Consider the following 21,507-nt stretch of genomic DNA (forward strand, 5'->3'; position numbering starts at 1 on the left):
GATGACGTGATGAACATTTCCGGCCACCGGCTCTCCACCGCCGAAATCGAGTCCGCCCTGGTGTCCCACCCCGCGGTGGCGGAAGCCGCCGTCGTCGGAGCCGCGGACGAGACCACCGGCCAGGCCGTCGTCGCCTTCGTGATCCTTCGCGGGGATGCCGTGGACTCCGGCGACGACACCGTCCAGGAACTCCGCAACCACGTGGGCAAGGAAATCGGTCCGATCGCCAAGCCCAAGACCATCCTTGTGGTTCCCGAACTGCCCAAGACCCGGTCCGGGAAGATCATGCGCCGCCTGCTCAAGGACGTCGCGGAAGGCCGCGAGGTCGGCGATGCGACCACCCTGGCGGACAACACAGTCATGGCCCAGATTGCGCAATCGCTGAGAAAGTGAAATGACTTTCTCCGTGTCGCGCCGGATCGCCGCGTCCACGGAGGACGTCTGGGCCTTGCTCACCGACACCTCCAGGTGGCCGGACTGGGGGCCGTCGATCACCGGCGTCGAGCCGGCCGCGGCCCGGCCCGGTCCGGCTGCCCGGCCCGGATCCGGAGGGCTTGCGTTCTGCAGCCGCGGCAAAGTTCGCACTGTCCTGGGTGCGGCGCTGCCGTACACCGTGACAGCGTTTGAGGCCGGTCGGTACTGGTCCTGGTCGGTGGCCGGGATCCCGGCAACCGGCCACCGGGTCATTCCGCAGGACGGCGGCTGCCTCGTCACCTTCACGGTCCCGTGGTGGGCGCCGGCCTACCTTCCGGTGTGCGCCCTGGCGCTGCGGCGGATCGAGCGCCTCGCAACAGGATAGGGACTCGTCCCGCCGGTTGACCCGGTACCTCAGCCGCGGGAGCGGGCCGCGACGAGGACCACCTCGAAGCTGCTTGCTGCGGGGGTGGCGAATTTCGCGTTGACCAGGGCGAGAGTATTGCCGAACAACGCCGCCGTCGTCGGGACATCGAAGTTCTTGCTGGTGATCACTTCCTGTACCTCGCCGCTGCGCAGCGACCCCTTCAGGTCGATCCGGCTGACCTGGTTGAGGAAGTTCTGCACGGCCCAGAGGGTGTTACCACGGACGACCAAGCCGTCCACGTTCGTCACGGTGACCGGGGCCCCGGAGGAGTCCGTGACATCGATCAACCTGTTCGATCCGTCGTCCGGGTCCACGCTGTAAAGGGCGCCGCGGCCGAAGTGGGCGACGATCAGCAGGTGGCCATTCTTGGCGGCGGCTATGCCGTTGAGGTTAAACCCCTCGTCCACCGTGCCGGCGGGTGCGTCGAGCGCCAGGGTGCGGGCGTCGCCGGGTATCCCGTCGCGGCTGATCGGGATCCGGTAGAGCTCACCGGCGCGGGAGTTGGTGAACCACGCGCCGTCGTGGGTCAGGGTGACGTCATTGATGAAGCTGGCACCGGCAGGCGCCAGATCGTAGACTCTCACGGTTTTCTTGGTCTCCAGGTCATAGACATAGGCCTGGCCGGTTTCGCCGCCGGCGACGAAGAGCAGGTCGTTGTCCCGGTCGACCTTCATGCCGACCGCTGCCCGGCCCTCCGGCGCCGTGATGAACAGTCTTGCCTTGCCTTTGTCAATGTCTCCCCGGAAGATGTTCCCGTTGAGCAGGTCGCCGGCGAAAAACGTGTCGCCCTCCCCTGCGGCGATGCCTTCAGCACCGGTGGCGCCGGGGAGTGTGATCACCGAGGTCCGGTCATCCCGGTCCGCTCGGGCGGCGGTGGCCAGAGGCGCCGGCACGAGGAACGCCGCAAGGGCGAGGATGCCCACGGCGGCCCGGCGGATTGGTTTTCCTGCATGAATGTTGCGCATGATGTGCTCCGAGATCGGGCTTACCGCGCGAACTGACCAGTACGGGAGCTCCGCACGATGGTCCTTTCAGTTTAAGCAGGCGGGCCGGTGCGGGCCAGAGCTGGCCGGTCGCTTCCGGGCGGTCATCTGCGTTCCGTTTCCGCCGCCGGGGCGGCAGCCGGCGACGCTACGCGATACATTGTCAGACATGACTGAAGCCACCCCCGCCGGCGCAGGCCGCGGCACCATTCTTGTACTCAACGGACCCAATTTGAACTTGCTCGGCACCCGCGAGCCGGAGAAATACGGGACGGCGACGCTGGCCGACGTCGAACAGCTCGCCAAAGACGCCGGCGCGGCACACGGCCTGGACGTGGAGTGCTTCCAGTCCAACCACGAGGGTGCCCTGGTGGACGCCATCCACGCCGCGCGCGGGAAGGCGGTAGGAATCGTGATCAACGCCGGCGCCTACACGCACACGTCCGTCGCCATCCGGGACGCCATCTCCGCTGTTGCCCTGCCGACGGTCGAGGTGCACATCACCAATGTTCACGCCCGCGAGGCCTTCCGGCACCATTCCTACCTTTCAGACATCAGCAAGGCCGTGATCGCCGGCGCCGGGATCCTGGGCTACCGCTTCGCGGTGGAATACCTCGCCGGACTGCACGCGGACCAGGACTGAGCATGTCCCCCACGGAGTCCGCGGCGGCGTCCGGGGACTCGGCCGCCGATTCGCCTACGGATTCGGCTACGGCGCAGTGGTACCGGCACTTCGGCTCATTCGATGCCCCCGGTTCTTCCCCGTGCTACGCCGCGTGGGCCGTGGGGATCTCCGGGGACGCCGAGCTGATCCGGCGGATCGACCAGTGGCCGCACAACAAGCGGCAGCCGCTGCTGATCCTCGCCGCGGCACGGTTCCTCGGCGCGCAGGTCAGCCCCTACCGCGAGTTCCGGACCTTCCTGGACGATCGCTGGACCGAGGTTTCGGAAATCGTGCTCTCGCGGTCCACGCAGACGAACGAGGCCGGACGCTGCGCCGCCCTGCTGCCGTCACTCGCACAGATTTCGGCCGTGGAGGGCCGCCCGTTGGCCCTCATCGAGGTGGGCGCCTCGGCCGGGCTGGCTTTGTTCCCTGACCGCTATGGCTACGAGTTTGTCGGCGCACGGGCGGACGCCGACGCGGCGGAATCGGGCGCCGCGGACGCCGGCGCGGCGGAGGCCGCGGAAGCACGAACGACGCGGCTGGTTCCGGCCGGTGCCACGCCGGGCACGTTTCCTGTCCTGCGCTGCGTCACCTCGGGCCCGGTGCCGCTGCCGGCGGAAATTCCCCGGGTGGCATGGCGTGCCGGGATCGATCTCAACCCCCTGGACGTGCGCAACCCGGACGACGTCGCCTGGCTCGAAGCCCTCATCTGGCCGGAGCAGGAGTTCCGGCTCGAACGGCTGCGCCAGGCGATCGCAATCGCCCAGGAACGGCCGCCGCTACTGGTGGCCGGCGACCTCAACGAACAGCTCGTGGCACTCGCCGGCCGCGCCCCGGCCGACGCAGCCCTGGTGGTTTTCCACAGCGCCGTGATGGGGTACCTGGATGCCGGCGGCCGCTCCCGGTTCCGGCGCACCATGGCGGATCTGGCGGCCGAGCGGGGCTGCCACTGGCTTTCGAACGAAGGCCACACGGTGACTGCGCAGGCGGACGGGTCCAATGTGGTCCCGGAAATGGATGACGCCCGGCTCCGCGGCCGGTTCCTGCTGCTGCAGGACGGCCAGCCGGCGGCCATTACGGGCCCGCACGGGCAGAGCCTGGAGTGGCTTTAGCCTGGGTATGGCTATGGCCTGTGCGGGCCGTCCGGCTATTTCTTGATGCACTGTCCGGAGGAGACGGCACTGCCCAGACCCGGCGCCTGGGCTGCCACGGGCCCGAGATCAGCCATGGTGATCGCAAAACCGAGCGAGGACTCGGTGGTGGCCTTGGCAAAGACCACGCCCGCCACCTGCCCGTCCATGGTCAGGAGCGGGCCGCCGGAGTTGCCCGGCTGCACGTCGCCGGCGATCCGGTACACGTCCTCGGGTGAGGCGTTATTGCCATAGATGTCGGGTACCAGCACGGTAGCGATGTCCTGTACCGTGGCCGGTTTGGACTGGAAGGGCCCGCCGTGCGGATAGCCGGCGAAGGCCGCGGCGCTGCCGGACGGCAGGTCAGCGGCCAGCGCGAGGGGTTCCGAGCGCAGGCCGTCCACCGCCACAACGGCGAGGTCGTGCTGGGAGTCAAAGTAGACGACGCGCCCGGGCAGCGCGCGGCCGCCGGGCGTCTCCACCACCGGCTCGTCGACCCCGGCGACCACGTGCGCGTTCGTCACTACCCGCCCGGGGGCGACCACGAAGCCGGTTCCGGTCTGGTTCTGGCCGCACTGGTAGGCCGTTCCGGCGATCTTGAGTACGGACGCGGCAGCCTTGTTCAGCGCCGGCGTGTCTGTGCTGGTGTCCGGAACGGCTACGGGCTGGCCCTGGCCGAAGCCGTCCAGCAAGGTGGGGATGCCCTCGCCGATCACGGTGGAGCGAAGCTGGGCCATCGATGCCTTGACCGGCGTCGGCGTCACGCCGTCGATGAACCTGATGACTTTGGACTCCGCGAGCTGCTGCGACACGAACGGCACGCCCAGGGCCCCGATGCTGAACGCCAGCATCGACATCACGAGGGCGGAGACCACCACGTTTACGCCTCCGCCGACGAGGCGGTCCGCCGCGCGGAGGGGGCTGAACGGGACCACGCTGCGGATTTGCCGCCCGATCATGGTGCCGAGCCCGTTCCCCACGATCATGAGCAGGACGGCGGTGGCAACGATTGCCGTCAGGCGCCAGCCGCTGTCCTCCACAAGGCCGCTGACGATGGGAACGGACACGAAGGCGGCGACGGCGCCGGCCGCGAATCCCGCGATGCCTCCGAGCGTCACAAGGAAGCCGTTGCGAAGACCGTGGATCAGATAGGACAAGAGCGCCACCACCAACGCCAGGTCCAAAATGGTCAAGCCAAACACCGGGGCTCCTCACAGACAGTTCAGCGACGATTGTACCGGTGTAAGCTGAACGTTTGCCGACCGGGCGTTAGCCTGCGCAGTGATCTGCGCGGACTTCCCGAGTCGTGCGCTTTCGGCCCCTTCGGGCGTTTCGGTGCCAACTACGTCACAGAAGCTCCAAAATTCTGAAAGAATGGCTGAAGCGCCCCAGCCGACACAGCTAGTCAGGAGATTTCATGGATATCGAGGTATTGCGCCGCGCACCCCTTTTCGCCACGCTCGACGACGAGGCGTTCCGTCTGCTGACGGACGAACTTACCGAGGTGGACCTTTCACGCGGTGCCTCGGTATTCCGGGAAGGCGATCAGGGTGACCAGCTCTACTTCATCGTCTCCGGCAAGGTGAAGCTCGGCCGCACGTCACCGGACGGCCGCGAATCACTGCTGGCCATCCTCGGCCCGGGCGAACTTTTCGGCGAAATGGCGCTTTTCGACCCCAGCCCGCGAACGGCCACGGCAACCGCCGTGTCCGAGACGCGTCTGGCCGGCCTGAAGAACGAGAGCCTCAACGCGCTGCTGCGCACCCGCCCCGAGGTTTCGGCCCAGCTGCTGCAGGCCCTGGCCCGCCGCCTGCGCCGCACCAACGACTCCCTCTCCGACCTCGTCTTCTCCGACGTGCCGGGCCGTGTGGCCAAGGCGCTGCTGGATCTGGCCGACCGCTTCGGCCGCCCGGCGACCGACGGCGTCCTGGTCGCCCACGAACTGACGCAGGAAGAGCTCGCCCAGCTGGTCGGCGCCTCCCGCGAAACGGTCAACAAGGCCCTCGCTGAATTCGTGCAGCGCGGCTGGCTGCGCCTGGAAGCGCGCGCCGTCGTCATTCTTGACATGCAGCGCCTGCGCCAGCGTTCCCGCTAGGAATCCGCAGCAGCAACCACGAAGGCCGGCCCCGGGAACGGGACCGGCCTTCTGTCGTTTTCCCCGGGGCTTCGTCCGCCTGCTTGTCCGCGGGACATGTCCAGCTCCGGTGGCGAGGGCTGGACATAATGCCACTATGTCCGCTGGACCGGGCCAGGGAAGGGCATGTCCCGGGCCGGCACACGGCAAGAAGGGACATGTCCACTGGACCGGGCCAGGGAAAGGCATGTCCAGTGGTGCGGAGGGACCTAGCGTTCCCGCTGGGGTTCGCCGGCAATCGTCTTGGCGGCTTCGACTTCGAGCATGAGCCGGCCCTCTTCCTCGACGAGCTTCGGCTGGTAGACGTGGGCCTTGCGCTTGTAGCTGAGGTAGGCGATGCAGCCGTTGGCCTTGGCCATCTTCTCGAGCATGATCTCCGAGCCGGGCACCAGGAGTTCGCCCAGGGTGCGGCCCACGGTGTTCTCCTGGTCCACCTCATCGCCAAGCACGGTGCTGTCCCGCTCGCCCACGACTTTCCGGACGCACACCCAGCGGCCCCAGACGCCCTTGCTGGCCAGCAGCGAGGGCTGCTGGTTCACGGGCACGGTGGCCGCGAAGTAACGGGTGTTGAACCGGCGGTGCGCAAAATCGGGGCTGAGCCAGTTCACCAGGGGCTTGAGCAGGTCGGTGCGCAGCGAGAGTCCGCGCTTGGCGAGCAGGTCGGTGAAGGACTTCTCCTGCTCCGCCACGGCTTCGCGGGCGCGCATCCAGTCGGCACTGGAGGTCAGTTCCACCGTGGTGGACAGGTCGGGGCCGGCCAGCAGGATGCCGGTCTCCTCAAACAGTTCCCGGATGGCGCCGACCACGTGGCGGCGCGCCAGCCCGACGTCGGACGTCCCCATGTGCTCGGCCCAGTGCTGCGGCGAGGGGCCAAGCCAGCCGACGGCGTCGTCGTCGGACGCTTCCAGCGATCCGCCGGGGAAGGCGAGGACACCGAGCGGGGAGGACCCGGTCCGGTAACCGAGCCAGGTTTCCAGGCCGGTGGGCGAGTCCCGCAGGAGGATCACCGAGGACGCCAGGCGGGGCGCGCGGGGCGTCCGCTCACCGTGTTCAATCCAGCTGCGGGCTGCTCCCTCGAGATCGGGGGGCAGAACGAAAAGGCGACGTGCTAACTGAGGCAACGAAGTGACCGGCCTTCTAGGCGAATTCGGCGATCAGTTCGACTTCGACGGGCGAGTCGAGCGGCAGGACGGATACCCCGACGGCGGAACGCGCGTGCTGGCCGGCGTCGCCGAGGACCTGGCCCAGCAGCTCCGAGGCGCCGTTGATAACGCCGGGCTGGCCGGTAAAGGAAGGGTCGGAGGAAACAAAACCGACAACCTTGACGATCCGCGTGATGCGGTCGAGGTCGCCGATCACGCTCTTGACGGCAGCCAGGGCGTTGACGGCGCAGACGGCAGCGTAGGCCTTCGCGTCTTCCGGGGAAACCGTGGACTCGTCGGCGGCGCCGGCTGAGCCGGCGGAGACCTTGCCGGTGGCTTCGAGCTTGCCGTTGATGAACGGCAGCTGCCCGGAGGTGTAGACGTGGTTGCCGGAAATGACGGCCGGAACATACGCCGCGACCGGAGCCGCGACGTCAGGGAGCGTCAGGCCCAGCTCGGCCAGGCGCTGTTCGACGGCGGACGACGCGCCCGTGCTGCCGGCGTGGCCCGCTGCGGAGGCGCTGTCCTTGGAGACGTTTTCCGCGCCCGCCGGCGTGGCCGGAAAGGCTTCTGAGGGGGTGTTCATGGCTACTGCTTCTCCCGCTTCAGGTAGGCAACCAGGCCGTTTCCGTCAGGGCCCGGAACAACCTGGACGAGCTCCCAGCCGTCCTCGCCCCACTGGTCCAGGATCTGCTTCGTGGCATGGATAATGAGCGGAATCGTGGCGTACTCCCATTTGGTCATGACATAAAGCCTAGTCGTTGCCGGTAAAGTGGAAAACATGGCGACTGGCAAGAACCCTTTATTTGACACGGCCACCACCCTCGGAAAGATCTTTCTTTTCCTGGGCGTGAGCGCCATTTGTGGCGTCCTGGTGGCGGGTCTCCTGGTCCCCGCGGCGGCCGTTTCGGGCAGCGCGGCGAGCGGTTCGATCCAGTTCTTTGACACCCTTCCCGCAGAGTTGAAGGTCGATCCGCCGAGCCAGTCGACCACGATCCTGGCCTCCGACGGCAGCGTGATCGCCAACCTCTACGCGGAAAACCGCACCCGTGTGTCGCTGGACCAGATGTCCCCGCACATCAAGGACGCGATCATCGCCATCGAGGACAGCCGCTTCTACGAGCACGGCGGCGTGGACACCACCGGCATCCTGCGCGCCCTGGTGAGCACCGCCCGCGGCAACAAGCAGGGCGCGTCCACCATTACCCAGCAGTACGTGAACAACGTCATCAACTCCTCGCTGGAGGCCGAAGGCAAGGGCGACGAGGTCCTCCTCAACGGCGTCAACAAGGGGGTCGGGGACAAGCTCCGTGAAATGAAGCTGGCCATCGCGCTGGAGAAGAAGTTCACGAAGGAGCAGATCCTCGAGGGCTACCTGAACATCGTGTTCTTCAACCGGGACGCCTATGGCATCGAAGCCGCATCCAAGTTCTTCTTCAGCACCACGGCCAAGGACCTGACCCTTGCGCAGGCGGCACTGCTGGCAGGCGTCGTGAACAGCCCCTCGTACTACGACCCGATCACTAATCCGGAGAACGCCAAGGTCCGTCGCGACCTCGTGCTCAGCGCAATGCTGACCCAGGGCAAGATCAAGCAGGCCGACTACGACGCAGCGGTCGCAACGCCGGTGGAAACCAAGGTCACCCAGCCCCGCCAGGGCTGTGCCTATTCGCAGACGGCGCCGTATTTCTGCGACTATGTGCTCCACCTGCTCCTGAACAACCCGGCCTACGGTGCCGACGCCGCCGAGCGTGAGCGCAAGATCTTCCGCGGCGGCCTGACCATCAAGACCACGCTGGACCCGAACGCCCAGGCCGTGGCCCAGGGTCAGGTTGACGCTTCAGCCGGCGCGAACCCTGACAAGTGGGGCGCCTCGCTAGTGTCCGTGCAGCCGGGCTCCGGCAAGATCATCTCCATGGCCCAGAACACCGTCTGGTTCCCGGCCGAGGGCAAGTTCGACCAGACCCAGAACTTCAACGTGGACAGCCAGGACGCCAAGGGCAACGACCTCAATGGCCTCGGCGGCTTCCAGCCCGGCTCCACCATGAAGCCCTTCACGTTTGCGGAGTGGCTCAATGAGGGCAAGTCGATGAGCACGCAGCTCAACGGCGCCGTGCGCCGGTATACCCAGAACTTCCCGTGGCGGAACACCTGCCCGGCACCGACCGTCGGCTGGTATGACGCGACGAACGGCACCCATGACCTGCAGAACGCGGAGGAGGGCTACTACAAGTACATGTCGGTCGTTGACGGCCTGGCCAACTCCATCAACACGATCACTTTCGCCACTGCGGCCCAGGTGGACCTCTGCGGTATCCAGAAGATCGTCGATGCCGTCGGCATCCACGGCGGCCTGCCGAGCGCGGACAACCCCAACCCCCAAGTGCCAATGACCACTCTCGGCAACCTCATCGGGTCCACCCAGACGGCGCCGCTGACCATGGCCAGCGCGTTCGCCACCTTCGCCAACGACGGCAAGTACTGCGAGCCGATCGCCATTGATTCGGTGACGGACGCAACCGGTGCCCAGCTGCCGGCCCAAACACCGAACTGCAGGGACGCGATCAAGCCCGAGGTGGCCCACGGCGTCGCGTACGCCATGCAGGAAGTGCTCAACCGCGGCTCGGGCTCGCTGATCCAGCCCCGGATTTCGACCCGGACCACCTTCCCCATCGCCGCGAAGACCGGAACCAACGACACCAACAGCTCCACGTGGGTGGCGGGCTACACCAAGGGCCTGGCGACGGCCACGTGGTTTGGCGATCCCCTGGGCAACCAGCAGCGCGCCGGCCAGAACGTCACGATCAACGGCAAGTTCTACAAGGGGATCGACGGTTACATGATCGCCGGACCGCAGTTCTCGAACTACATGGCCCAGGTCGCGCCGGCCTACGGCACCGATCCGTTCCCGGCCCCGCCGTCGAACCTGCTGAACGCGCCGGCCCCGGAAGCGCCGCCGCGGACGTCCACCCCGACGGAGCAAAGCACCGAGCCGGCCACGGAACCGTCCGCCGACCCGAAGCCGTCACCGACAAAGTCCAGCAGGAAGTAGCCGATGACCCGGGGGAATGATCTGGCAAGCCGCGTCCGAAGCATCGGACGCGGCTTTGCCGTGACCGCTGCGATCGGGACGGCGGCCGGGGCGGCCGCTGCAGGCTACGGGCTGTGGGAGAAGAACCAGTTCGTGCTCAGGGAGGAAACCCTCCCCATACTGCCTGCGGGTTTCGGCCCGTTCCGGGTCCTGCATCTCTCCGACATCCACTTCGTGCCGGGCCAGCACCGGAAGGCGCGGTGGCTGTCGTCCCTGGCGGAGTTGAGGCCGGACCTCGTGGTGAATACGGGCGACAACCTCAGCCATGCCAAGGGCGTTGACCCCCTCGTGGCGGCCCTGCGTCCCCTGTTGGAGTTCCCCGGAGTGTTTGTCCCCGGCTCGAACGACTACTTCGGCCCGCGAGTCAAGAACCCCGCCTCATATTTGCGCGGCCCCTCGGCCCAGCGCAAAGACCCTGAGAAGCTCGACTGGCCCCGGCTGCGCTCCGAATTCGGCATGTCAGGCTGGGTGGAACTGACCAACCGCTGCCAGTCCGTCGTGCTGAAGGGCATCCGCTTCGATTTTTCCGGCGTCGACGATCCCCACCTGCGCCTGGAACGGTATGCGGGCTGGCCGCGCGGCACCAAGGGCCGGGACGCCGACCCGCACCTGCGCATCGCCGTGGCGCACGCTCCCTACCAGCGGGTCCTCGACCACTTCACCGAGGCTGGCGCCGACCTCCTCCTGGCCGGCCATACCCACGGTGGACAGATCTGCGTCCCGGGATACGGGGCACTGGTCACCAACTGCGACCTTCCCACCTGGCGGGCCCGGGGACTGCACACCTGGGAAAGCAACGGCAGTACGACGCCGGTGAACGTCTCGGGGGGCATCGGCACCTCCCGCTTCGCCCCGGTCCGCATAGCCTGCCGGCCCGAAGCCGTCCTGCTCACGCTGACCTCCCGCGCCTAAGCCTGCCCGCCTTCCGGCCTCACGGGTGGACATGCACCCCGCCCCGCGCCGCCGCCCGCGGGACATGCCCTCCCCTCGCGCCTAAGCCTGCCGCATCTAGGCCTGCCGGCCCTCCGGCCTCACGGGTGGACATGCCCTCCGCCCGCGCCGCCGCCCGCGGGACATGCCCTCCCCAGACCGCGAGCGTTGGGCATGGACCCACAATGCCCACCCGCTGCACCCAAGACTGGACATGTCCCACGGGGGCTGCACCTAAGACTGGACATGTCCCGCGGTCAGCGCGCCGCCCGGACCCCATTGCGGATCGTAATGACTGGGCGAGATGCTGGGAGCGCTGAACAACGTGTGAATCCGGTCACTTGATGGCCTAGGGTAGTTGCTACAGGAAACTACATTCAACGGTGCTATCTATGCACGGGCGTCTTAAGAAGCAGGCATGGCCAAGCAGAGTTCATTCTTTACCTCCATCAGCCGTCTCTACCCGCACGTCAGGCCCATCCTGCCCCGGCTGGTCATGGGCCTGCTCTGCGCACTGCTGGCCAGTGTCATGGCGCTGGCCATCCCGCAGGTGCTGCGCGTGCTGGTCAACGAGTCCCTGCAGCCGGGCGGCAGCCCGGACGCCGTCTGGGGCGCCTCGCTCCTCATCCTCGTCCTGGGCATCGCCGAGGCCGGCCTCGTGGCCCTGCGCCGGCAGTTCGTCATCAATCCGGCCACCACCGTCGAGACCCGGATGCGGGTCTCCCTCTACGGGCACCTTCAGGACCTCACGGTCTCTTTCCATGACCGCTGGGGCTCCGGGCAGCTGCTCTCCCGGGCCATGACGGACCTGAACTTCCTGCGCCGCTGGATGGCCTTCGGCGCCATCATGCTGGTGGTCACCACGCTTACCGTGGTGATCGGCGTCGCGGTGATGTTCTCCATGAGCTGGCAGCTGGCCCTGATCTTCCTGGCCGCCGCCGTGCCGATCATGATCTACGGGTTCCGCTTCCGCACCCGGTTCAGCAAGGTGGCGCGCCGCAGCCAGGACCAGGCCGGGGACCTCGCCACGACGGTCGAGGAATCCGTCCACGGCATCCGGGTCCTGAAGGCGTTCGGCCGCAGCCGCGAAGCGCTGGAGAACTTCAACGAACAGGCCGAGGAACTCCGGCAGACGGAGATCGCCAAGGCCAAACACCTGGCAACCTTCAGCCTGGTGGTGACCCTCCTGCCCGAACTCGCCCTCGGCGCCGGCCTCGTCGTCGGCATCCTGCTGGCCTCCACGGACCAGCTCTCCATCGGGTCCCTCGTGGCCTTCTTCGCCACCGCCGCAGTGGTCGCCGCACCGGTCGAGTTCTGCGGCATGCTGCTGGCGATGGCCCTCACCGCGAAGTCCGCGGTGGACCGGCACTTCGAAGTCATGGACGCGCAAAACACGATCACCAGCCCGGACCAGCCCCGCCGGCCGGCCGGGCTCAAGGGTGCCCTCAGCTTCCGCAACGCCTCGTTCGCGTTCGAGGACGCCCCGGACAAGCCGATCCTCAAGAACATCACCCTGGACATCCGGCCCGGCGAAACCATGGCCCTCGTGGGCATCACCGGCAGCGGCAAGAGCGCCCTGCTCCAGCTGGTCCCCCGCCTCTACGACGTCACCGGCGGCTCCATCACCATCGACGGCGTGGACCTGCGGGAGTTCGGCGTGGAGGACCTGCGCACCGCGGTGGCGGTCGCGTTCGAAGACACCACCTTGTTCTCCAGCTCCGTCCGGGACAACGTCCTGCTCGGCGCGCCCGACGCCGGGTCGGCGGAAGGCCGCGACGCGGCCCTGGAGGAAGCCCTCGACGTCGCCCAGGCCCACTTCGCCTATTCGCTGCCGCACGGGGTGGACACCCTGATCGGCGAGGAGGGCCTCAGCCTCTCCGGCGGCCAGCGCCAGCGCATTGCCCTGGCCCGCGCCATCGCCGCGAAACCCGCCGTGCTGGTCCTGGACGACCCGCTCTCGGCACTGGATGTGAACACCGAGGTGCTCGTCGAGGCAAGGCTCCGCCAGGTCCTCGCGGACACCACCACGCTGATCGTGGCCCACCGGCCCTCCACCGTGGCGCTGGCCGACCGGGTGGCCCTGCTCGAGGACGGCCGGATCGCCGCCGTCGGAACCCACACGGAACTGCTCGCCAAAAACAGCCACTACCGCTACGTGATCGCCAGCCTGGACGCGGAACCGCGGGACCTGGATTCAGAATTGTCCGCCCTCGAGGACCAGTCCGAGGAGATTTCCCGATGAGCAGCGCAACGTTCGGTACCGCCAATGAGGACAACGCGCACCTCAGCCGGAACGAGAGCAAGGCCGTACGGCGGCGCTCCCTGACCCTTCTGGGCTCCCTGATCCGCCCCGTCCGGGCCCGTTTCTGGCTGACCATCGGCGCCGTCGTCCTGTCCCAGGCCGCCCGCGTGGCCGGGCCGGCGCTGATAGCCTTCGGGATCGACCACGCCCTGCCGGCCGTGCGCGCCGGCGACAACCTTCCCCTGGTCTTCGCCGGCGTCGCCTACCTCGCCGCGGCCGTCGTGGCGGCCGGCCTGACGGCCCTGTACGTGACCTCGACGGCGCGGCTCAGCCAGGCGATGCTGCTGGACCTCCGCGTCCGGGTCTTCCGCCACACGCAGCGGCTGAGCCTGGAATTCCACGAGAAATACACCTCCGGCCGCATCATCGCCCGGCAGACCTCGGACCTGGAGGCCCTGCGCGAACTCCTGGATTCCGGCGTGAGCTCGCTGGCCTCCGGGATGCTGTTCATGGCGTTTACGGCCGTGACGGTGTTCGCCCTGGACTGGCGCAGCGGGGTGCTGGTGCTGGCCGCCGGTGTGCCGATGTATTTCCTGGCCCGCTGGTACCAGAAGCACTCACAGATCGCCTTCCGCGAATCCCGGGTGGTCTCCGCCCGGCTGATCGTGCACTTCGTGGAGACCATGACGGGCATCCGGGCCGTGAAGGCGTTCCGGAAGGAACGCGAGAATGCCGCGCGCTACGCCGAACTGTCGGAGGACTACCGGCGCGCGACCGTCCGCTCCATCAACCTCAACGGCATCTTCCAGCCCGGGCTGGTGCTGATCGGGAACGTCTGCGTGGCCCTCGTGCTGCTCACGGGCGGCTTCCGGGTCCTCAGCGGCGACCTCGAGGTCGGTGTGCTCCTGGCCCTGATCCTGTCCACCAAGCGTTTCTTCCAGCCGGTGGACCAGATGGCGATGTTCTATAACTCGTTCCAGAGCGCCCAGGCGGCCCTGGAAAAGGTCTCGGGCCTGCTCGAGGAGGTCCCCACCGTGCGGCCGCCGAAGACACCCGTTGCCCTGGACCATGCGCGGGGCAGTGTCGACTTCGACGGCGTCGAATTCCGTTACGGCGACGGCCCGGTCGTCATCCCGCGGCTGGACCTGCACATCCCCGCCGGCCAGACGGTCGCGCTGGTCGGGCAGACAGGCGCCGGCAAGTCCACCCTCGCGAAGCTGATTGCCCGCTTCTACGACGTCTCCGCCGGGTCCGTGACCCTCGACGGCGTGGACTTGCGCCAGCTCACCACCGAGGACCTGCGCCGGCACGTCGTCATGGTCACCCAGGAGGCCTTCCTGTTCAGCGGGTCCGTGGCGGACAACATCGCCCTGGGCCGGCCCGAAGCCTCGCGCGAGGAGATCGAGGACGCGGCCCGGGCAGTGGGGGCGCACGCCTTCATCATGGACCTTCCGGACGGCTACGACACCGACGTCAACAAGCGAGGCGGCCGCGTCTCCGCCGGACAGCGCCAGCTGATCAGCTTCGCCCGGGCCTTTCTGGCCCGCCCGGCCGTCCTGATCCTGGACGAGGCAACGTCCTCGCTGGACATCCCGTCGGAGCGCATGGTCCAGCAGGGCCTCGCGGGGCTTCTGCGCGGGACACGGGAGGCTGGGACACGGGATACCGGGACACGGGAGGCCGGACCGTCTGAGACCGGCGGCCAGCCCGCCGCAGACGCGGACTCCGGCCCGGACGCTGCCGCCGGCTCCGGGCGGACAGCGCTGATCATTGCCCACCGGCTCTCCACCGTGGAGACGGCGGACCGGGTCCTGGTGGTGCATGACGGACGCGTCGTCGAAGACGGCACCCCGGCGCAGCTGATCGGCGACGGCGGCGCTTTCGCCCGGCTCCACGGCGCTTGGAAAGACTCGCTGGTCTGAACAGCTCCTGCCGTCCCGGGGCGCACCCGGGACGGGACGGCGGCCAGGCTACGTCGTCCCGTCGCCGTCGTCCTCAGGCCCGATTTCGCATCCGGGGCTTGATCGGATACTCTTGTGAAGTTGCTTTTGAAGCAGCGGATCGGGATGTGGCGCAGCTTGGTAGCGCGCGTCGTTCGGGACGACGAGGTCGCAGGTTCAAATCCTGTCATCCCGACCACAGACAAAAGAGGGCCCTCCACGCGGAGGGTCCTCTTTTGCGTTTCCGCACTATTTGTCGCCTCCCGCACGGGCGGTCCCCCCGGCGCGGACGCTGCCCGGACACGACACAGCCCCGGGAGAAATCTCCCGGGGCTGCACGGCTAGATCGGGGCTGTTACATCGGATCGGGCCAGTTGCCGACGTTCAGCGAGTGGGTCATGGGGTCGGGCCAATTGCCCACCGCCTGGGCGGTGCGCATGGGGTCGGGCCAGTTGCCGACGGCGGCAACGTCTGAGACATCGGTAAGTGAAGCAGCGGACAGCACGGCCGGGGCCGCGGCGGAGAATGCCAGTGCGCCCGCCAAGACGGCGCCGGCTGCAATCTTCTTCAACATAGGTTTCCTCAATATGGGTTGGGGTCCTTAACCAAGTCAGCACTACCCTTGTTGACACACATTGTAAAATGGTTTCCACAGAGACTGTCAAGCATTTAGTACAAAGAATGTCCGGAATTAGGAGGTATCCGTGGGGAACGGATTTGGGGAGAAGCTCCGCGCGGAACGGCTCGAACGGGGCCTGACGCAGGCGGAGCTGGGCCGTGACCTGTACTCCCCCAGCTACATCTCTCTGCTGGAAACCGGACGCCGCGAGCCGACTGCCGATGTCATCGAAGAGCTTGCCCGCCGGCTCGAACTGGCGCCCAAGGCGCTCGAGGCCTGGAGCCAGCCGGTTTCCGTCAGCGACGCCGAATACGTGCTCGCGGGACTGTATGCCCGGCAAGCCTGGGACCTCCGGGACTACCCCGTGGCCGCCACCCACGCCGCCGCCGCCGCCAAGATCGCCCTGGAGGCCAAGAACACCAGCGCGTGGTGGAACATGACCTATATGCAGGCCGAGTGTCTGATCAAGCAGGGCCTCTGGCAGGAGTGCAAGGACGTGGTCCAGAATCTCCTGGAGCACCCGATGGCCGCGGAGTCGGCCGGGCTCGGCGTCCGGGCCCAACAGATGCTCGCCGCAGCCTCGCAGGGGCAGGGGCAGCTGACCGCCGCCGTCGAGCATGCGCAGGAAGCGGTGCGGCTCTGCGCCCAGCTGCCCAAGGGCTCCACCATGATCATCGGCGCCCTCCGCGCCCTCATCGGCGCCCTGGCCGAGAGCGGCCGGCTCGATGAGGCCTGGGAGTACTGCCAGGCCATGAACGACCAGATGGACGACCACTCAATGTCCCAGCTCGCCGGCGAAGTGGCCTGGGTGATCGGCAACGTGGCCTTCATGCGCCACGACTACCCCGAGGGGATCAAATACCACGAGCGGGCCGGCCGGCTGCTGTCCCCGGCCAATGACATCGACCTGTGGGCCCGGTTCAACAAGGCCTCCGCCGCCGTCCGCCTCTCCTCGGGAATCGTCGAACCCGAGACGCTGTCATCGATCGAGCGCGCCGAACTGGCCCTCTCGATTGTCGGCGGCAACAAGACGGACCAGCTCGAAGTCGCCTTCATCCGCGCCCGCTGGCTCTACCTCACCGGCGACATCGTGGCCGCCGTCCAGAAGCTGCGCGAGATCCACGCCGAGCGGGAGGCGCTGGCCCGGCACACCGCAGGCGAGGTCTCCCTGCTGCTGGGCAAGGCCCTCAAGGCCGCCGGGGAATCCGCGGAGGCCCTAGTGTACCTCGAGGAAGCCCAGAAGGAGTTCAGCGCGGCGGGCGCCTCGGACCGGGTCCAGCAGGCCCTGGACGCGGTGCTTGAGATCAAGCTGGCCCAGCGGCGGGCCCAGGCCGCTTCCGCGGAAGCGTAGCCCCGGCCCGGACGGTCCAGGCGAACGTCCGGCCGGGCTAGGCGAACGTCCGGCCGGTGAGCTTCTCGTAGGCCTCCACATAGCGGCTGCGCGTGCGCGCCACGACGTCGGCCGGAAGGACGGGCGGGGGCGTGTCGGAGGCCTTGTCCCAGCCCGATTCGGCCGAGGTCAGCCAGTCGCGCACATACTGCTTGTCGTAGGACGGCTGTGCCTGCCCGGGCTGGTACGTGGCCGCATCCCAGAAGCGTGAGGAATCCGGGGTCAGCACCTCATCGCCCAGGGTGATGACGCCGGTGGCGGCGTCGAGGCCGAATTCCACCTTGGTGTCAGCCAGGATGATGCCGCGGCCGCGCGCGATTTCCTCGGCCTTGGTGTAGATCTCCAGGGTCAGCCGGCTCAAATTCGCCGCCACGTCCGCACCGACCAGGCCCACGACGGCGTCGTAGGTGATGTTCTCGTCGTGCTCGCCCACCTCGGCCTTCGCCGAGGGTGTGAAGATGGCTTCCTGCAGGCGCGATCCGTCCACAAGGCCGGCGGGCAGCGGGATGCTGCACACGGTGCCCGACTCGCGGTACTCCAGGAGCCCGGAGCCGGTGAGGTAGCCGCGCGCGATGCATTCGACCGGGAACATGTCCAGTTTCTTGCAGATCATCGCCCGGCCCTCGACGGCGGCGGGAACACCGCCGTCGACCGTGGACGCGAGGACGTGGTGGGCGACGCCGAGCTGTTCGAACCACCACAGGCTCAGCTGGGTCAGGATGCGGCCCTTGTCCGGGATCTCGCTGGCCAGGACGTGGTCATAGGCGCTGATGCGGTCGCTGGCCACCACCAGGACACAGTCCTGGCCGAAACGTTCGGTGAAGGCCGGGTCCGCGGGGACGTAGAGGTCGCGGACTTTCCCGGAGTAGACGTGCTGCCAGCCGGGCAGGTCCAGCGTGGCGGTGTCCAGTCCGCCCTTGGGCTGGGTCTCGGGCTGGGTGCCGGGCGTCGGGGTTGCGGGTTCTGTCACGTTCACGCCTTCGCTTTCGACGCCGCCGGAGTTCCCGGTGCCGCGACGCGGATTTGACCGCGGGCGGCTTTGCCGCCGATGTCGGTGCGGAACTGGCTGCCGTCCAGCTGGACGAGTTCGACTCCGTCGTACGCCCGTTCCCGGGCCTCCACGAGGTCCGTACCCAGCGCCACGACGGCCAGGACGCGGCCGCCGGCGGACACGACCTTGCCTTCGCCGTCGAGCTTGGTACCGGCATGGATCACGTGGACGCCGTCCAGGGCGTCGACCTTCTTCAGGCCCCTGATGCGGTCGCCCGTCCGCGGGGTGTCCGGGTAGTTTTCGGCGGCCACGACGACGGCGACCGCCGTGTCCTTGGACCAGCGCAGCGGCTGGACCTTGTCCAGTTCGCCCTTGGCAGCGGCCATCAGCAGCCCGCCGAGGGGCGTCTTGAGCCGGGCGAGGACGGCCTGGGTTTCGGGGTCGCCGAACCGGACGTTGAATTCGATGACCCGCGTGCCGCGCGAGGTCAGGGCGAGGCCGACGAAGAGGACGCCGACGAACGGCGTGCCGCGGTGGGCCATCTGGTTGATCGTGGGCTGGGCGACGCGGTCGATCACTTCCTGGACGAGGCCTTCGGGGGCCCATTCCAGGGGCGTGTAGGCGCCCATGCCGCCGGTGTTGGGGCCTTCGTCGTTGTCGAAGATGCGCTTGAAGTCCTGCGCCGGAGACAGGGCCACGGTGTTGGTGCCGTCGCAGAGGACGAAGACGGAGACCTCGGGCCCGTCGAGGAACTCCTCGATCACCACGGTGCCGCCGGCGTCGAAGCAGCTCTGGGCGTGCGCGAGAGCCTCGACGCGGTTGTTGGTGACGACGACGCCCTTGCCGGCGGCGAGCCCGTCGTCCTTGACGACGTAGGGGGCGCCGAACGTGTCGAGCGCGTCGGCGGCTTCCTCGGCGGTGCCGGCCACCCGGGCCATGGCCGTGGGCACGCCGGCCTCGGCCATGACTTCCTTGGCGAAGGCCTTGGACGCCTCGAGCTGGGCCGCGGCCTTGCTGGGGCCGAAGACGGGGATGCCGGCGGCGCGGACGGCGTCGGAGACACCGGCGGCGAGGGGCGCCTCCGGGCCGACCACCACCAAATCCACGGTGAGCCTGACGGCCAGCGCGGCGACGGCGTCGGGATTGTTCGCGTCGATCGCATATGTGGGGACCAGCGCGCTGATGCCGGCGTTGCCCGGGGCCGCGTGGACCTCGGAAACGTTGGGGTCGGCAAGCAAGGATCGGACAATGGCGTGTTCGCGGCCGCCGGGGCCGATGACAAGTACCTTCACAGTCTCCAAGGGTACGTGGTGCACCCCGCAGGCTCCTAAGCTGTGTCGGCCGCTGGACATGCTCAATCTTCGCGGCGCGGCACGCCCGGGCGCCGGACAATCCGCGGGACATGCCCAGTCCAGGCCCCGGCCAATGGACACAATGCCACCATGTCCATGCCTGGAAACCAGCACTGGACATGTCCCCTGGGGCCCATGAGCATGTCCAGGCCTGGGTCCCAGCACTGGACATGTCCCTCTGGGACCCAGGAGTATGTCCATGCCTGGAACCAGCACTGGACATGCCCCCCTGGGCCGCGGAACATACCCAAGTACCAGGCATGAGAGTGGCTCTGAGTCCGCAGCGGGGCAAGCCCGGGGCGCCGGACAATCCGCGGGACATGCCCAGTCCAGGCCTCGGCCAATGGACACAATGCCACCATGTCCAGGCCTGGGTCCCAGCACTGGGCATGTCCCCCTGAGGCCCAGGAGTATGTCCACTCGCCAGACAATCCGCCGGCCGCGCGGCTACGAATGGCCTGTATGAACAAGCCCAGCATGAAGCCCAACAAGCGGTCCCGCGGCGCCACAGCCCTGGCCGCGGTGGCCGGTGTGGCCGCCGCCGCCGTCGTCCTGTCCGTCGCGGAACTGATCGGCGCGTTCTTCACCGCGCGGGCCACGCCCCTTATTGCGCTGGGCTCCACGTTCATCGACTTCACGCCGCCGTGGATGAAGGACTTTGCCATTGCCACGTTCGGCACCAACGACAAGGCCGCGCTGTTCGTCGGGATGGCGGTCACGATCCTGCTCCTCGCGTGCGTGCTCGGCATCGTGGCGTACCGGAAGTGGGCCCTGGGTGTGGCGGGTGTGGTGCTGATGGGCGCCGTGATCGTCGGCAGTGTGGTGACCCGGGCAAGCGTCAAACCGGTCGACGCGATTCCCTCCCTGATCGGCACCGTGGTGGGTCTGGTGGTGCTTCGTCTCCTGATCACCAGGCTGTGGCGGATGCAGGCATGGCCGGACCGTGCGGCCGACGTCGCCGCGAAGGAACCCGAGCGCCCGGCGACCACGCGGCGCGCATTCTTCGCCGCCGCCGGCATCACCGCGGCCGCCTCGGCCGTTGCTGCCACCGGCGGGCGCCTGCTGAGCGCGGCCCGCAGCAACGTGGCCGCGGCCCGTGAATCGCTGAAGCTGCCCGCACCGGCCAAGGCCGCCGCCGCCGTCCCGGCCGGTGTCCAGTCCAAGGTGGCTGGCGTCACGCCGTGGCTGACCCCGAACAAGGACTTCTACCGGATCGACACGGCCCTCAGTGTGCCGGAGATCAACGCCCAGGACTGGGAACTGCGCATCCACGGCCTTGTGGAACAGGAGGTCCGGCTCACGTTCCAGGATCTGCTCGACGCCCAGCTGATCGAATCCCATGTGTCGCTGACCTGCGTGTCCAACCCGGTCGGCGGCAACCTGGCCGGCAACGCCAAATGGCTGGGCATGCCCATCCGAGACGCCCTGAAGCTGGCCCGCCCCAAGCAGGGCGCGGACATGGTGCTCTCCACCTCGATTGACGGTTTCAGCGCCTCCACGCCGCTGGAAGTCCTCCAGGACGACCGCGACGCCATGCTGGCGATCGGCATGAACGGCGAGGCCCTCCCGCTCGAACACGGCTACCCGGTGCGGATGGTGGTTCCCGGGCTGTACGGCTTCGTCTCCGCCACGAAGTGGGTGGTGGACCTCGAGGTGACCCGGTTCGCCGACAGCAAGGCATATTGGACCCAGCGCGGCTGGTCCGAACGCGGCCCGATCAAGACCATGGCGCGCGTGGAGGTGCCCAAGTCCTTCGCCAAGGTCCCCGCCGGAAAGGTCGCACTCGGCGGTTCCGCGTGGGCCCAGACCCGCGGGATCACGAAGGTGGAGGTGCAGATCGACAGCGGCCCCTGGACCGAGGCAGTGCTCTCCGACGAGGCCTCCCTCATCACCTGGCGGCAGTGGTCCTTCGAATGGGACGCCACGCCGGGCCCGCACTACATCAAGGTCCGCGCCACGGACGGCACCGGCGAGGTCCAGACGGACAAGCGGGCGGATCCGGTCCCGGACGGCGCCTCCGGCTGGCAGTCAGTCATGGTGACCGTGGAATAACCGGGG

At 68.1% G+C, this 21,507-nt stretch carries 19 protein-coding genes and 1 tRNA gene; 12 read left to right on the top strand and 8 right to left on the bottom strand.

The window, feature by feature from the left end; genetic code table 11:
• Together AC1DR1_RS19390 and AC1DR1_RS19395 are read left to right on the top strand one after the other, a co-directional pair.
• Positions 1-393: AMP-binding enzyme (locus AC1DR1_RS19390; RefSeq protein WP_476993120.1), on the top strand; the 393-nt coding region annotated here is incomplete at its 5' end.
• A 1-nt stretch (position 394) separates the two neighbouring features.
• Positions 395-799, top strand: coding sequence for an SRPBCC family protein (locus AC1DR1_RS19395; protein WP_364746357.1), 405 nt, complete (start codon positions 395-397; stop codon positions 797-799).
• 29 nt (positions 800-828) lie between these two features.
• On the opposite strand, the gene AC1DR1_RS19400 is transcribed toward AC1DR1_RS19395, so the two are convergent.
• Entirely contained in the window at positions 829-1,806 is a 978-nt protein-coding gene (locus tag AC1DR1_RS19400; RefSeq protein WP_364746359.1) for an SMP-30/gluconolactonase/LRE family protein, read from the bottom strand.
• A gap of 187 nt (positions 1,807-1,993) precedes the next feature.
• Between AC1DR1_RS19400 and aroQ the strand changes: the two genes are divergently transcribed.
• Positions 1,994-2,467 carry a type II 3-dehydroquinate dehydratase gene (gene aroQ, locus AC1DR1_RS19405; RefSeq protein WP_229995209.1) on the top strand — a complete coding sequence of 158 codons (474 nt, stop codon included), beginning with the start codon at positions 1,994-1,996 and terminating at the stop codon, positions 2,465-2,467.
• Positions 2,468-2,469: 2 nt separating this feature from the next.
• The gene (locus tag AC1DR1_RS19410) at positions 2,470-3,600 is read left to right on the top strand and encodes a DUF2332 domain-containing protein (protein WP_364746362.1); all 1,131 of its coding nucleotides are present in this window, start codon (positions 2,470-2,472) and stop codon (positions 3,598-3,600) included.
• Positions 3,601-3,635: 35 nt separating this feature from the next.
• On the opposite strand, the gene AC1DR1_RS19415 is transcribed toward AC1DR1_RS19410, so the two are convergent.
• Positions 3,636-4,820 carry a MarP family serine protease gene (locus AC1DR1_RS19415; protein ID WP_364746365.1) on the bottom strand — a complete coding sequence of 395 codons (1,185 nt, stop codon included), beginning with the start codon at positions 4,818-4,820 and terminating at the stop codon, positions 3,636-3,638.
• 215 nt (positions 4,821-5,035) lie between these two features.
• On the opposite strand from AC1DR1_RS19415, the gene AC1DR1_RS19420 reads away from it, so the two are divergent.
• Positions 5,036-5,713 carry a Crp/Fnr family transcriptional regulator gene (locus tag AC1DR1_RS19420; protein WP_011693220.1) on the top strand — a complete coding sequence of 226 codons (678 nt, stop codon included), beginning with the start codon at positions 5,036-5,038 and terminating at the stop codon, positions 5,711-5,713.
• Between the two features lie 248 nt (positions 5,714-5,961).
• Here AC1DR1_RS19420 and AC1DR1_RS19425 read toward each other — a convergent pair whose 3' ends face one another.
• From AC1DR1_RS19425 to AC1DR1_RS19435, 3 genes are read right to left on the bottom strand one after another with little or no spacing between them, the layout of a single operon-like run.
• Positions 5,962-6,873 (bottom strand): NUDIX hydrolase, encoded by a 912-nt coding sequence (locus AC1DR1_RS19425; RefSeq protein WP_229995206.1) that lies wholly within the window; start codon positions 6,871-6,873, stop codon positions 5,962-5,964.
• Positions 6,874-6,889: 16 nt separating this feature from the next.
• Positions 6,890-7,480, bottom strand: a complete 591-nt coding sequence (locus tag AC1DR1_RS19430) for a RidA family protein (protein ID WP_229995205.1) — start codon at positions 7,478-7,480, stop codon at positions 6,890-6,892.
• 2 nt (positions 7,481-7,482) lie between these two features.
• Positions 7,483-7,638: a DUF4177 domain-containing protein gene (locus tag AC1DR1_RS19435; protein ID WP_009359196.1), complete on the bottom strand. Its 156-nt coding sequence runs from the start codon at positions 7,636-7,638 to the stop codon at positions 7,483-7,485.
• A gap of 37 nt (positions 7,639-7,675) precedes the next feature.
• Between AC1DR1_RS19435 and AC1DR1_RS19440 the strand changes: the two genes are divergently transcribed.
• The 5 genes from AC1DR1_RS19440 (at position 7,676) to AC1DR1_RS19460 (ending at position 15,296) form a co-directional block, all read left to right on the top strand.
• Positions 7,676-9,946, top strand: a complete 2,271-nt coding sequence (locus tag AC1DR1_RS19440) for a transglycosylase domain-containing protein (protein ID WP_229995204.1) — start codon at positions 7,676-7,678, stop codon at positions 9,944-9,946.
• Between the two features lie 3 nt (positions 9,947-9,949).
• On the top strand, positions 9,950-10,897 hold the full coding sequence (locus tag AC1DR1_RS19445) for a metallophosphoesterase (RefSeq protein WP_364746369.1): 948 nt from the start codon (positions 9,950-9,952) through the stop codon (positions 10,895-10,897).
• Positions 10,898-11,333: 436 nt separating this feature from the next.
• On the top strand, positions 11,334-13,157 hold the full coding sequence (locus AC1DR1_RS19450) for an ABC transporter ATP-binding protein (RefSeq protein WP_364746372.1): 1,824 nt from the start codon (positions 11,334-11,336) through the stop codon (positions 13,155-13,157).
• Positions 13,154-15,079 carry an ABC transporter ATP-binding protein gene (locus AC1DR1_RS19455; protein WP_229995201.1) on the top strand — a complete coding sequence of 642 codons (1,926 nt, stop codon included), beginning with the start codon at positions 13,154-13,156 and terminating at the stop codon, positions 15,077-15,079. Before AC1DR1_RS19450 ends, AC1DR1_RS19455 begins: the two co-directional genes overlap by 4 nt.
• A 140-nt stretch (positions 15,080-15,219) precedes the next feature.
• A tRNA-Pro gene (locus AC1DR1_RS19460) sits at positions 15,220-15,296 on the top strand.
• 156 nt (positions 15,297-15,452) lie between these two features.
• Here the strand turns inward: AC1DR1_RS19460 and AC1DR1_RS19465 are convergent.
• Positions 15,453-15,671, bottom strand: coding sequence for a hypothetical protein (locus AC1DR1_RS19465; RefSeq protein WP_018776166.1), 219 nt, complete (start codon positions 15,669-15,671; stop codon positions 15,453-15,455).
• A gap of 130 nt (positions 15,672-15,801) precedes the next feature.
• On the opposite strand from AC1DR1_RS19465, the gene AC1DR1_RS19470 reads away from it, so the two are divergent.
• Positions 15,802-17,067, top strand: coding sequence for a helix-turn-helix domain-containing protein (locus AC1DR1_RS19470; RefSeq protein WP_476993121.1), 1,266 nt, complete (start codon positions 15,802-15,804; stop codon positions 17,065-17,067).
• Between the two features lie 37 nt (positions 17,068-17,104).
• On the opposite strand, the gene AC1DR1_RS19475 is transcribed toward AC1DR1_RS19470, so the two are convergent.
• Positions 17,105-18,016, bottom strand: coding sequence for a phosphoribosylaminoimidazolesuccinocarboxamide synthase (locus AC1DR1_RS19475; protein WP_476993127.1), 912 nt, complete (start codon positions 18,014-18,016; stop codon positions 17,105-17,107).
• A 62-nt stretch (positions 18,017-18,078) separates the two neighbouring features.
• Complete coding sequence (gene purD, locus AC1DR1_RS19480; protein ID WP_229995211.1) at positions 18,079-19,389, bottom strand: phosphoribosylamine--glycine ligase; 1,311 nt, start codon at positions 19,387-19,389, stop codon at positions 18,079-18,081.
• Positions 19,390-19,926: 537 nt separating this feature from the next.
• On the opposite strand from purD, the gene AC1DR1_RS19485 reads away from it, so the two are divergent.
• Positions 19,927-21,501, top strand: coding sequence for a molybdopterin-dependent oxidoreductase (locus AC1DR1_RS19485; RefSeq protein ID WP_476993122.1), 1,575 nt, complete (start codon positions 19,927-19,929; stop codon positions 21,499-21,501).
• The last annotated feature ends 6 nt before the right edge of the window (positions 21,502-21,507 follow it).

This window comes from Arthrobacter sp. P4_F10, assembly GCF_056401435.1.